General features: G+C 59.1%; 6 protein-coding genes and 5 pseudogenes. 6 read left to right on the forward strand and 5 right to left on the reverse strand.

Going from position 1 to position 12,933, the window contains the following annotated elements:
- Positions 1 to 283, forward strand: a pseudogene (locus tag GSQ92_RS31580) (transposase); the annotation flags it as partial.
- A 78-nt stretch (positions 284 to 361) separates the two neighbouring features.
- On the opposite strand, the pseudogene GSQ92_RS30765 reads toward GSQ92_RS31580, so the two are convergent.
- Positions 362 to 538 (reverse strand): annotated as a pseudogene (locus GSQ92_RS30765) (transposase); the annotation flags it as partial.
- 85 nt (positions 539 to 623) lie between these two features.
- Between GSQ92_RS30765 and GSQ92_RS06280 the strand changes: the two are divergent.
- Together GSQ92_RS06280 and GSQ92_RS06285 are read left to right on the forward strand one after the other, a co-directional pair.
- Positions 624 to 947: pseudogene (locus GSQ92_RS06280) on the forward strand (Tn3 family transposase); the annotation flags it as partial.
- A gap of 16 nt (positions 948 to 963) precedes the next feature.
- A pseudogene (locus GSQ92_RS06285) lies at positions 964 to 1,107 on the forward strand (DDE-type integrase/transposase/recombinase); the annotation flags it as partial.
- A gap of 227 nt (positions 1,108 to 1,334) precedes the next feature.
- On the opposite strand, the gene GSQ92_RS06290 reads toward GSQ92_RS06285, so the two are convergent.
- The gene (locus GSQ92_RS06290; protein ID WP_159013149.1) at positions 1,335 to 3,923 is read right to left on the reverse strand and encodes a hypothetical protein; all 2,589 of its coding nucleotides are present in this window, start codon (positions 3,921 to 3,923) and stop codon (positions 1,335 to 1,337) included.
- 82 nt (positions 3,924 to 4,005) lie between these two features.
- On the opposite strand from GSQ92_RS06290, the gene GSQ92_RS06295 reads away from it, so the two are divergent.
- Positions 4,006 to 4,233 carry a hypothetical protein gene (locus GSQ92_RS06295; RefSeq protein WP_159013150.1) on the forward strand — a complete coding sequence of 76 codons (228 nt, stop codon included), beginning with the start codon at positions 4,006 to 4,008 and terminating at the stop codon, positions 4,231 to 4,233.
- An 84-nt stretch (positions 4,234 to 4,317) separates the two neighbouring features.
- Here GSQ92_RS06295 and GSQ92_RS06300 read toward each other — a convergent pair whose 3' ends face one another.
- Together GSQ92_RS06300 and GSQ92_RS06310 are read right to left on the reverse strand one after the other, a co-directional pair.
- Positions 4,318 to 7,566 carry a hypothetical protein gene (locus tag GSQ92_RS06300; protein WP_371418537.1) on the reverse strand — a complete coding sequence of 1,083 codons (3,249 nt, stop codon included), beginning with the start codon at positions 7,564 to 7,566 and terminating at the stop codon, positions 4,318 to 4,320.
- A pseudogene (locus GSQ92_RS06310) lies at positions 7,563 to 8,951 on the reverse strand (toll/interleukin-1 receptor domain-containing protein); the annotation flags it as partial. The pseudogene GSQ92_RS06310 and the gene GSQ92_RS06300, both read right to left, overlap by 4 nt.
- A gap of 1,228 nt (positions 8,952 to 10,179) precedes the next feature.
- Here GSQ92_RS06310 and GSQ92_RS06315 point away from each other — a divergent pair.
- Positions 10,180 to 10,896, forward strand: coding sequence for an IS6 family transposase (locus GSQ92_RS06315; RefSeq protein ID WP_159013153.1), 717 nt, complete (start codon positions 10,180 to 10,182; stop codon positions 10,894 to 10,896).
- A gap of 75 nt (positions 10,897 to 10,971) precedes the next feature.
- On the opposite strand, the gene GSQ92_RS06320 is transcribed toward GSQ92_RS06315, so the two are convergent.
- Positions 10,972 to 11,508: a hypothetical protein gene (locus GSQ92_RS06320; protein WP_159013154.1), complete on the reverse strand. Its 537-nt coding sequence runs from the start codon at positions 11,506 to 11,508 to the stop codon at positions 10,972 to 10,974.
- Positions 11,509 to 12,487: 979 nt separating this feature from the next.
- Between GSQ92_RS06320 and GSQ92_RS06330 the strand changes: the two genes are divergently transcribed.
- A complete protein-coding gene (locus GSQ92_RS06330) occupies positions 12,488 to 12,895 on the forward strand; it encodes a hypothetical protein (RefSeq protein WP_159013156.1) in 408 nt (135 codons plus the stop codon).
- Positions 12,896 to 12,933 lie beyond the last annotated feature (38 nt).

Consider the following 12,933-nt stretch of genomic DNA (forward strand, 5'->3'; position numbering starts at 1 on the left):
TGAATTAGAGGGCGTGCCAATTCCGTTATCGACCATGGCCGATGCTGTCGGCGCGGCCTGTCATGCCCTAGCTCCTATTTTGACTGCGCTGGAGCGCCACGTCTTCTCGGCCGAGCGGCTCCACGGCGATGATGCGACTGTCCCTGTCCTCGCCGCCGGCAAGACCGATATCGCCCGATGTTGGGTGTATGTTGCCGACGACAAACCCTTCGGTGGGGCCAGTCCACCTGGCAGGCGCCGATGCAGATACCACCATTTTAATTCCGCCAGACAACTCGATCACCATCGCAGGGCAAACATCACCCTCGTCTTGGCAAGAGCCATCGCCAATGACGGCTTCCACAAAGGCCGGAGGCATCGCGTCGCCACGGAGCTTGTCCCGCCATTGATAGATCAGGCTCGTCGAGATGTCGTTCCGGCGGGCAACGGCCGCCACACAGGCGTCTGAGGAAAAGGCCTCTGTTAAAATGCGGGACCGATCCTCGTTACTCCATCTCCGCCGTCGCTCATGGCCGCTGAAAACCGTCACCTGGCTCATCCACCATCCTTATGCGCACTCATAAGGACGACCTTAAGCGCGCTCGATCATACCAACGCCAGGCGGCCACCGGCGGATGGATACCCATCAGCTTGCCCGCGTCGTGTTCCATGGCAAGCGCGGCGAACTGCGGCAGCGCTACCGCGAAGGCCAGGAGGACCAACTCGGCTCGCTTGGCCTGGTGGTGAACGTCATCGTGCTGTGGAACACGATCTACATGGACACCGCGCTGAACCGGCTCCGTGCCGAGGGCTTCGACGTGCGCCCAGAGGATGTAGCCCGGCTGTCGCCGCTTGGGTTCGACCATATCAACATGCTCGGCCGCTACGCCTTCATCCTGCCCGACCAGATTGCCCGCGGAGAGCTTCGACCGCTTCGCGATCCCACCATCATGGACGATGAGAGCTGAAATGCAGTTTCGGTTCCGCTGCTACCGGACCCCCAACAATCGAGCGGAGAACTCGCATCGACCGACGCGGCGCCGAGAACGGCAGATGCAGCGCTTCAAGTCGGCGCGGCAAGCGCAACGCTTCCTATCCGCACACGCCTTCATCCATGGCCATTTTCATCCACGGCGCCATCTACGACCGCGAGGCGGTGCCGGGCAACCCATTCAGCGGCCTTCAGGGTTTGGGACCAGGAGACGTGTGCCCAGACGACAGCATAAATGCGTCGTGCTCCATGCTCCTATCCGAGAGCCGACTGCAACTGGTTAAGTTGACAATGCCGGCATAACACCAGGTCTATGCCTGGGCCTTCCGGCTACGGCCGGTGTCCGGTCGAAACGGGGTGCAGTTCAGCTTCTCACCCGGGGGGGCCAGGCCGGGATGATTACCGGCCGCGTCATTGGCGGAGCAGCAAAAAACCTAAGCCTCATTTCTGGCTTGGCCGAGCCCGCCGCCAGGGTTTCGCGCATCGCTATTAAGTCAGCGGTGCCCCCAATACCGCGAGAGGCCTCGCGATCAGACACCGCCAGCAGCGTGTGGGATCGCTCAACGATGTATCGCCCAGCGAGTGCATATTGCACGGCCCGGCGCACACGGGCTGCCGGAGCTATGTCTCCGCTCCGCGGTCGGCTCATCTCGCTGCACCGATGCTGCAGCGGCATCTCCAGATAATACTCGGCTCTTGCAACCAGCGAGCAGAAGGTATTGTCCCAACTGTTAGTCGCCTGCGACGGGTGTGCGTATCCTTCGGCCTCAGGACCGAAATCCTCCCGGTAAAGTTCGTAGGGCAGCGGCAACACGACATTATAAGGCATATCGAGCTTTAGGGCTTCATCCACCGCCCAGGTGTCAGCGCCAGTCGCGAGGGCGGTCAACAGAACGGCGCCGGCATGTTCGCCGAGGATTTTACTCAACTTTTCGCGCAGGTTTTGCCTCACCCATCCCTCGTCCATCCGTGGCGGCGCTTTGCTCCGCGCGTCGGGCAGCCGATGGCCTGTGATGCCGACGAAATGAGCTCTCACAAGGCGTCTTTTTACCTTGGCAAGAGCGGCCGGTATTGCGACGATCAGGGCGTCATCAATTTTTCTTTCCGTGTCGCCGAGCTGTGTCCAGTCCCGCAAATCGGGGTGCACTCGCATCGCGTCGCAGCGTATGTCCCCGCGACGCCATCCTTCGGACACTCGCTCGGCGACATATCGCATGTGCTCCAACTTCGATAGAATCTCCTTTTCTGCCTCGTCGAAAGCGAGAGGCGGCGGAGCGTCCGGCTTCGGGAACTCCACAATGTGGCCGCCGACGTCGCCCGTCCGCGTCGAGAAAGCATTCTGCTCGAGGGGTGTAACGATGCGATAGCCCAAGGCCCGGGCCTTTACCTGCAGGTGGTCAAAGGCCAGCATGTTTGAATAACGCAGATTCGGGGCCAGATCGGACCACGGGACTGCTGCCGGACGGTCGGCCTCGCCAGGACCTACGTGCTCAGTGTAGTGCTTGTGCAGAACCGCTGCTCCCGCATCCCGGTCGGTTCCCACAATCGCGGTGTGGTGGAGTAGCTCATCGACGTTGCCGAAGCCGAAGATCGCGTCCGGCGCTTCGGAATTACCGACAGGACGCAGTGTCCGGTCGTTGCCCGAGCGCACCAGTCCGCCCAGGCCACCCCGGTCCGCGACGGTCACGAAAATTGGCGCGTTGCGATGATCTGCCATCCATTTGGCGTCCGCGGCCGGGGGCGGCTCCAGCATCCAGCGCCTCAGCGAGAGGGCTTGCGCGATTACCCAACTGGGCTCGTCGAGGGTGATAATGTGGGCAGTGACGTGATCGGGCACCACGGATTGCACCTGTTCGGCTGTGAAGCCGCTGATCTGCAGCGTCGCCTCGATGGGCTTAATATCGAGAAGCTGCTGGATCTCTGGCTCCTCGGCCAGAAAGGCGGCCATCGCCGCGTCTGGGGCTCGGTCAATGACGCTGACGCGAAGCCGCAGCTTTAAACCACTGAACGCGGCACGGGTCACGTAGTAGCGCGCCGCTTCCTTGGCAATCGCGCGGCCGAGATTGCCAAAACCATATATGGCCAGGTGGATCTGCTCGTGCCCCAGTGCATCGGCCCATACATCGAGAGGGTGCTTGTGCAGAAGCTGGCGCGCAGCAAGGCCGTAGAAATCAAAGAATCGCAGTCTGAGCCTTTCAGCGTAGAATTTAAGGTAGCTATCGAGCCGCTGACGCAGCCCGCGCTGGGGCATGAGCAGCCAAATGTCCATGGGGCTGACATCGCGCTCGCTTAGCCAGCGGTCGAGCGCCTTGACGAAGCGCACTTGATCATCGGCATCGGAAAAGAATGAGATGTGATATTTTGCACGAACTAGCAGGAAGGCGGGGAGAGCGTTGAAGCCAAGGCCAAGGCCGAGGCCGACCCAGCTCAGGCGTGGCCAGAAATAATCCTTCTGCTTGGGCAGTAGGGTGAAGACTGGAATTCCGTCATGTTCGCATTGATTGAGCAAAGTTAGCGAAGGTTCCGGATCGAAGATGACCGGCAGTTCAAGCCTGTCGGGCGTGCGGAGTGAGCGCGCGAAGGCGAGGCTTTCAGACGTGAGGCCGAAGATGGCAGTCGGTCGCTTGCGCCCCAGCCGGACCAGCAGCACGCTCCAGAGACGCAGAAGATCGGACCAAGCGCGGCCGGTGAAAAGTTCGGCAAGCCCGAAGAGAGATACGATGGGCGCGACAATAGCAAGAACCTTGAAGATCTGCGGTGGGGTGGGAGAGGCGGACTTGTCGAACGCCCAGGAGCTGTTTCCGGTAAAGAGACCAACCGAATGATAGATGTCTTCGATGACGGGGCGTTTGAACCTATCGGTGACGAAAAGCGAGAGCAGCGCAATGATGAAGACGGAGCCAAAGCTGACGACGAACACACCTACGCCGCGGCGCTGGAGTTTCCCGTCCACGCTCAGAGCCTTCCTATCCAAATTACCAGAGATTGCGTCATCCCGTGGCGATTAAAAGGGTCGATGAAGAGATGGGTCATAGATGCGTCCAAGCGATGCCATTACGCCCAGGGTCATATTGCCGGTCGATCGGGCAGCGGCCGCCCGTAAGAGTTATGTCGCGAACCTGCTCGGCGGCCATTCGCCGGCCAACGGTCGTGACCAGGTGCGAGATCGAGGGCAGATCACCAGGCTGAAGCTCGTGAACCGACAGGTGGATGGCCGCGGGAAGCTCGTCAATCAAAATGATGTATCGGACTGGCCGGATTGACCCGCCGCCGCAGGCCGCAAATTTGCCCCTGGTGGTCCATTCAACTCCCCCGATAACTGCGCCATCAATGTCGACAACAAAGGCCTAGCCATTGGAAAAACTGCTTTTGATTTCGAAGATGAACCTTCGGACAGTCGCCTGTTTGTCTTGTGGAATTTTGGCGAGCAGCGGCGGAGAGCCGAGTGTTTTTAGGTCGCTTAACACGTCGCTCTTCCACGGCACTCCCGTCCCATCGTCGGTCACCGCCACGTTACGCGGGTCGAGATAGATTGCGCGGGCCTCGTCTGTCCGCCCGAGCATCATCAGCGCATCCGCCTTGTTGCACTCGAGCCAGAGCCATGGTGCGGGTGGACCGGATGTCTGGTCACCGGAAGTCTGAGTGTCGACGAGGCGGATCGCCTGCTCGGCCTCGTCCAATCCCTGCGTGAATGCGCCCGTCTTTATGGACGCCTCTGAAGAACTGCCGAGTGCTTGCGCCGCGCCTTTGGCCGCATCCTGGTCTGCGGGAGCGTTCGTCTGCACGATCTGAAACGTGTTTAGCGCCTTGCGGTACCATACTATCGCATCGGCCATTGACCCTTGATCCGAGTAGATCTCTCCGAGTTGGTTATATGATCTCGCGACAGCCGTTTCGCTGTCCATGTCGGTCGGATCGGCGGCGACGGCAGCCTGACCGAACGCGGCCGACTTCTGAAACCAGGAGATCGCGGTGTTCTCGTTCTTGGCGATACCGAGGCCATTATCATAGAGGTTGCCAAGATTGTACATCGCCGCGCCGTTTCCTTGAGCGGCTGCCCTCTCATACCAGGCGATAGCCTGCTTGTAGTCCCGCCTTACTCCAACACCGTTATCGTAGAAGTCACCGACCTTAAATTCGGAATTAGCGTCACCTTGGGACGCTGCCTTCTGATACCAGGCAAATGCTTTCTTATAATCCTTCTTCACCCCGCGGCCGTTTTCGTACAGGCCGCCGATCTCGTAGTTGGCGAGTAGAACTCCATGCCTAGATGCTGCCATGTACCAAAAGAGTGCGGCGTTATAGTCCCGCGGCAAACCCACCTCGTAGATGTAGCCTTTCGTGAGTTCGGCATTTGGGTCGTCACCCTCGGTCGCTTTCTGAAACCAATAAAGCGCTCCGAACATATCCTTGGCGTCGCCCCTGCCGAGAGCGTACATCGCGCCAAGTCGTTGGGCCGCATCGGTGTTCCCTCGATCTGCCGCCGCCTTGTAATGCTGTCGGGCCTGGCCTAGATCCTTCGCTACCCCAAGTCCGCCCTCATACAGCTGCCCAATATGGTATTCCGCGTAGGTGGATCCCTCTGCGGCAGCTTGCTTGAAATGCATCATCGCAAGCTGATAGTTCTTTGGAACGGCCTTCCCATCCTTGTAGAACTTCCCAATATTGTCTTCTGCTCCAGCAGAGCCGCGGTGACTGCCCCGGGTGAACCACTTCATTGCTGTTTGAGAATCGCTGGGAACGCCGTAGCCTTCTTCATACATCACGCCGAGCATATTGTCCGCATCGCCCGAGCCGTCGGCGTCAGCGCGCAGCAGCCAGTGGCGTGCCTTCGCATAATTTTCCGTTGGGCCGTAGCCTTTCATGTAGAGAAAGCCGATGCTGAACTCCGCATAGGCGTCGCCGCCTATGATGGCGTCGTCCAGTGCGACAGCTTTCTTATAGTAATAGAGGGCTTTGCTGTAGTCGCGCTGTGCGCCGCGCTGGCCAAAATAGTAGTTGTCACCTCTGGTGTCTGCGTCGGCCCGCGCCGACTGATCGGCACGGCTGCGCGCGTAACCGTAGCCGGCTAGCGTGCCGAGGACGATCAGTAGAGCTCCCGCGAACATGCCGGCCCGGCGCAGGCGGCGGCGGCGTTGCTGCATCGCTCCGCTTTGCGTAAGGAATTGCATGGTGAGGTGGAAGTCGCCGCCATAGAGTTGTGCCCAGGCGGGGGCCGGTGTTTCGCGGGCGCGCCAGTCGAGCGCAATGCCGAGATAAGGCATTTGCAGCAGCGGCGCGCTGCCCGAATTCCAGCGCCGCGCCGTCTCCTCTAGATAGCGATACTCCTGTGCGGCCTTCGCCTCCTCAAGCGTCCAAGTGCTGAGCTGCATCCACTGGCGGATCAAGCTTTCATGGCCGATATCGACCGTGGACTCGGGCACAAGCGGTCCAGACGGCGCCACCGTGAGGAAATTGCATGACGGATCGCGGAACGCTTCAATGGTGACACGGATCGCTTCGGGACGGCCGTGGGCGATCCCCACGAGTTCGCCAAAGCTGCACGGCCTACGCACTGCCCCCGCTATTTTATCGCCGTTTACAAGTGCGCGGAACACCCGTGCCGGCACATCGCGCTGGTCCTCGCCGATGGCACGAAGGACCTCCGCGAGCACAGTATTGGCATGGTGGTTCAGCGCCCCCTCGAGGCCATGCAGAGCCTCGTAGTGGGCGAGCCGCAGTGTAACTGGGTCGTCGCTCTCGGCGGTGGCGCGTAGCCAGATCTGGTTCAAGGCATGCTGCATCAGGGGAAGTTGATCAGCCCTGCGGGCGAGCACAAGCAACGGATCGACACCGGGCTCATCCGACTCGGGTGCGAAACGCGCGAGGTCGTTCAGTATCCGGTTGACGAGCTCGGGTTCGATCTGAAAGCCGCAGACACGTGCCGGTCCCTCGATCGCCTGCTGAATCTCGTTGCGCGTCATCCGGCGGGTGAGGTAGAGGCCGGCATTGATCTGCTCCGCAAGGTCGGGGAACAGCGCGCAGGGCCCGAGATATTCCGAGCGCATGGTCAGTGCGACATAGACATGGGTCCCGCGCGCGCGGGCACTCGCGATCAGCAGTCGGACAAAGATCTCCGCTTCGTCGAGTGCGGCTCGCCCAGAATAGCGGAACAGCTCCTCGAACTGATCAACAAGGATCAGCATATTGCTGCCTTCGGGCAGATTTCCCGCAGAGCACCAGAGTTCGACCGCGCGCGGTCCGCGGCGGAGCTCGCGGTTGAGTTCGGCGACTTCCTTCGCGGCGGGTACGGTCCCGATCGCCCTCAACAAGGCTCGTGCGAGGTTCGCAACCGGCTGTCCGGTGGCCCGGAGGTCGGCGATCAGCCAGTGCGAGCCAGCGCGCGACATGAGCCCGAGATCGAGCGCATGGAGCAACCCGGTCCGCACGAGTGAGGACTTGCCACTGCCCGAGGAGCCAAGCACCGAAAGAAAACGCGTGGCCGCAAGCCGCTCGATCATTTGGTCGACGCATGCCTCGCGGCCGAAGAAGAGGTACGATTCATCCTTGCGGAACGATCGGAGCCCCGGATAGGGCAGGGCGCATATTCTGCTCACAAGCGTAATACTGTCGCGAGGGAGGAGACCGTCTGTTGGTCTATCGGTGCGTGCACCCGAAGGCGATGCAGGCCGGCAACGATGCTTCCGTCATCTTCGGTCTTCTCGGGGGGTTCGACGATGAGTTCTACCAAGCGCGGTGCCTCTTTGCGCAAGCTAAGGAGCCGGTGGAACTGCCGGTACTGTGCGCGTACCCAATTCAAACTGGTGTGACAGTTGACCAAGATGAGCGCGTCACAGTCCACGATGTTGCCCTCGAGGTCGGCACGGTTCTCCTCGGGATTGTGTGTAAATATCGGCAGGTAACAGAGGTCGAACTCGCCGGCCGGAAGCGCATCGCGAACGGCGCACGCGAGTGCACGGTCCTCGATGTCGTGGTTGATGAAAAGAAAGCGTCGCGCTCCTGACTCTTTGCGCGGCTGCTGCGGGCGTCCAGCCTCCTGGACGCGGGCGACGATTGTCGCCTTGAATGACTCGATTCCATCGGCGACTACCCGCTTGCCGTCGAGCAATGCGCGATGTTCGGGATCCGTGATGCGCCCGAGATCGAGCATCGGATCGCGCCATTGCAGGATCTGTAGCCCACCACTGATGGCTCGGGCTGCTGCTGCTGCTGCCTGGTAGCGGACGAAGCCTTCTGGGATTCCTTGGCGCTTACCTCGCAGCGGACTAAACAGCTGGACGAAGCTACCGGCACGGGCGAGGTCGGCCTCAAAACGACTGCGGAATCCGTCCGCGGAATCGGGGTATTCGGCCGTCGGAAGAACCGTTATATTAGCCTGCTCGAGATAGGCGCGCACGCCGTCCTGCTCGTCTTCCACGTCCTCCGCCGCGTGAGCCAGCAACACGCAGCGTTCTCGCTCCCCGACGGATGCAGCCGCGATTGCACTAGCCGCCTCCCGCATCCCGGTCAGCTTGCGGGCGATTTGGCGCGCAATCGCCACGATGCCGACCCCGTATTCGAGATCGCGTGGCCAGAGCGGCATTGAAACCGCGCCGTGGCGCTTCCAGAATTGTTGCGCGATATGGGTATCGAGCGGCGCCGGATAAAGGCAGCGGTCGGTAGGCTCTACACATTCAATTGCAAAGAGCCGTGTCTCTGTGCCGTCTTTCCAAGACGCGGCCTGGGTGAAGGCCTCCAGTTCGCGCCGCGTCCATTCCCGCTCTGCATAGGCGCCGGAAACGATTGCGAGAAAAACCGCAGAATCGCTAGCAGCATCACGTAGCTTGTCGAACTGATGGTTCGATTCGATTTCGGTCCTGTCAAAGAACACCCGCGGCTCGCGCCCATTCAGGCTCTGCCGCAAAACAGGGATCAACTTGTCATAGAAAACGTCGACCCACAGTCGGTCGGCTTCGTTCGGGACGTTGTCGGCCCGAGCATAGCTAAGGAAAACGTCGTAGGTGTAATTCGTGGCGTCCCCCTTGTCCCCGACGAAGACTTTTTACTTATCTATAAGATGCTGGACGCCCCCAGCGGCGAAGCAAAACCACGGTCCGCGGATGCCCTTAGCCCCATGTCTTTCGTCACGCGGGCAGCCCGAGCGAACGCGTTTGCAGCAGCAATTCCCAGCCCGCCCGCACGAGCCAGATCCCAACTCGTTTCTAACGGGCATGGATCTCGACACGGTCCCCACCCCGCACCTCGACGCAGTTCCCGATAGGATTATGACGAAGGACAGTGTCAGCGTAAAGCCAGAATCGAGCTTCGTGGCCACAGCTAAAGGTAGGATAGAAGTCACTGACACGCCTTTTGGACGAGGTCGCGCGTCGCTCGGCTTAGCTTGAGCCCCTCAGTCGCTGCTGCCTTCTGGTTCAGGGAGCTCCAACACGGTGATTCTGGACCGAGGCCTGAACGCCAAGCACCTCCTTTGCCGGCTTCGTCGTCTGCGTCAGCAGGCCCATGTCGAACGCTCGGTTCGTGAGACAGTGAGTGCGCGACGGAGCTCTCGCCCTTGCGGCCGGTGATCACTGCCTTGAGTCGCCAATCGCCTGGAATGGAGTACCTGCGTGAAGCGACCTGCTGTGTTTTTGCCATCTTCGCCAAGTCGGTTGCTTAGCTTTTAGGGCAGTATCGGAAATTTTGGCATTGTCCGCCGTAAGTTCACCGACGAAATTGCTGAACTGGGTATAGGCAGTTTCTCGGTCTTCTGCGGTTTTGCGGACGGTGTCTCGTATACAGCAATGCCGCCGGCGATGATGGAGATCACGGTCGCCACAACCCCTGCAAACCACCGAATCTCAGACAGCGATTTTCGGCTGAGCTTGGCATTTTCCTTTCGATGTCGCAAATTCTCGCCCTAAGCTCCTAGATTTGGGCCTCTTGTTCGGGCATATTTGATCGACAAAAGCGCCCGACGATACGCATAAGCAACCATAAAATTTGGAGCACCCGGCAATATGCAATCGCCAGTTGAGTAGCTAGTAGTGGCGTTTCTTCTCCGAGAGCCTCTTTCCCCAGAACCGCGACCAGGTCTCCCGCGCCAGCTCATAGTCGAGCTCGTTAGCGCCAACAAATGGGAGCTAATCGGTTACCGTTTCCGACGGTTCTGTTGCAGTGCGCCGTGAGGCGCCGCGTTGGGGTAGAAGGCGTGAAGCAGCGGTGGACAGGTGATGGCGGTGGGGCGAAACGGCGGGTTCAAGGGGCGACACTTCGCGTCTGAGGTCATTCTCTGGGCGCTGCGCTGGTATCTGGCGTTCCCGATCAGCTATCGCGACCTCTCGGCGATGCTGGCGGACCGTGGCGTCGGGGTGGATCACACGACGCTGTTCCGTTGGGTCCAGGCCTACGCAGTGACGCTGGAACAACGAGTGCGACAGCACCTGCGCCCATGCACCGGTTCCTGGCGGGTGGACGAGACGTACATCAAGGTCAAAGGTGTCTGGACCTATCTATATCGCGCTGTCGATAGCCTCGGTCAGACCATCGACTTCCTGCTCACCGTCCGGCGCGACGCCGCTGCGGCCAAGCGGTTCTTCCGCAAGGCATTGGCGCAGCCGCACACGGGCAATCCGCGGACGATCACGATGGACAAGAACCCGGCCTATCCGAACGCCGTGGCCGAGATGAAGCGGAGCGGCCATTTGTGGCGTTTCTCCCGGCTGCGACAGTGCAAATACCTCAACAACATCGTCGAGCAGGATCACCGGCGGATCAAACGGCTGGTTCGGCCGGGGCTCGGTTTCGGCAGCTTCCGAACGGCCCGGCGGACATTGGTTGGCTACGAAGCGATGGCGATGATCAGAAAGGGACAAGTTCACGACATCGGCGGTCGGGATATACAGGCGCAAGCCGCCCTCGTTGCCGAGCTGTTCGCAGTAGCCGCCTGAAGCTCCGACGAGTCCTTACCCAATACTTCCAGGGCCAGAGTTTGCGACAGAACCGCTCTAGGCGGTCTAACAGTTTTAGTGTCCTCCGAGAGATTGGGTCAGCATTCTACGCAGAGACCAGTTCTCGAATTTTCCATCAGAGCTACTTCCCCGTATGTCGTCTAAACGCCAACCATCAGCCTTTCTCCTGAAGATGTACCGTACAGCGATAGGGTGCCCCAAACTAGTAAAGCTACTGAGCACGTCGATACGATCACTGGCAATCACCGTCGAAACGAGATGAGGTGCTTCTGGAATTTCCCAATCTTGCCCATCAACTACCACATCCCAATTTAATCCACATTCCCCCTGACTTTTTATTTCACATTGCTGTTGGGCCGAAAGCAGAGCCTTTAGTGTAGAACTGGCAAACGGCGCTATCGCATCGACCAAATCAGGTGGTTCTGGAGCAGAATACGGGTCGGACGAGACAAATGGCTTGTAGATACCTCCCACTAGTCGCACTAATGCGGAAGAGGTCCCCAATCGCGCCGCATCTCCTGTAACGACGTGATAATGGTTCCCAGCGGCAACAGCAGGAATCAGGAACGTGAGCCCAAATGCAAAAAGCATCCTCAATCCATGGAACGACATATTAGTCCCCGTGCATTAAGCTAATCGCCTGACGACCACGGCGTAACGCCTACGGCCCCTTTGCTGGCCAGAGTCCCGTCCGAATGAATGAGCGGCGCTTCAGGCGACCATCACGGAGGCCAAGAACCTCATCTGCCCCCCTAGATGAGCTGGAATCATCTCTGCCATAGACAAAGGATGGTATGGAAGATTGTATGGCCATGGATCCATGACTCCGACCGCCCGTATGTCTGGTCCCGTAGGAGTATCAAAGTACTCCGCTGAAACCACCATCATGCAATGAGTTGCGTTGCCGTAGATCAGCGGCCTGTTGTTTCCAAGCTCGTTAACGATAACAGAATTGGTAATTGCTGATACATTGTTCACAACGTCATAAGCGGCAGTGACGTTGGCCTGGAATTGCTGTCCGTTGTCGTCCTGCCACGTCGAACTCATTACCTGAGCTATAGTTATCGACTGACTAGCCTGGCATGCCAGGACGCCGTATGCACGTTGAACGATTACCATCTGATCGACGGGGTGACCCCAAGTACAAAAGATCATGGATGATGATGCAGCCCAACACCATTCAGGACATTTCTGTTGAATTATCGCCGGCTTTTGGACCCAAACCATAGAAGGGAGCCCGTTAGGGCCTGGAGGGCCAAGCACCGTATGATTGGCCCGCGCCCTGGGGGCGTCGAACGCAGCCAAGAGTGCGGCCGACCCAGCAAGGATGGTTCTTCTCTTCACGGCTTCCCCGCTCGCGTCTTTTTCGAATTGTGATCGTTCCGGTTCTCCAGATCAAGAGAAATGGTTCGAAACCCTAATATCAAAGCCTTTGGATACGAATGGGCGGTGAAGCTATCAGCTATTCAACTTACGAGTGCGTTTTCGCTGGGTAAGGCCCTAACTTTAGTGTTGCACACGCGTTTTGTCCGGCGCTTTTATCGACAAAGAAACACAGTGGACGCGCTATATGACCGAGCAAGAGGCTCAAATTGAAGAGCTTAGGGACAGGGTTGCCGACATCGAAAAGAAATTGCCCAGTCCGGGCGAAAGCCGCTATCTTCGGTTCGGCGCTCTTGCCGGAGTCGTGGGGACTGTCATCTCCATCATCGCCGGCGGCATTGCCGTGTACGGAGATACTATTCGCAAGACCTCAGAAGACCGAGAAGCCGCCTATACGCAGTTCAGCAGTCTCGTGGACGAACTAAACGCAGATAATGCTAAAATTTCGGATATCGTTTCGAGCGGTGCAAGTGACTCCGAGAAATTGGCACAAACACAACAGGTCGCTTCTCGCAGATACTACGTTCTGGGGGAAGCTCGTCATCTATATCCAAAACTAGGCCGTGTGGACGGAATCCCTGACATGCGTTTCTGACGGATTCCCGAATCGGGTTTTGTTCGAATCACTGCGTG

The organism is Acidisoma sp. S159 (assembly GCF_009766125.1).
Taxonomy (GTDB): domain Bacteria; phylum Pseudomonadota; class Alphaproteobacteria; order Acetobacterales; family Acetobacteraceae; genus Acidisoma.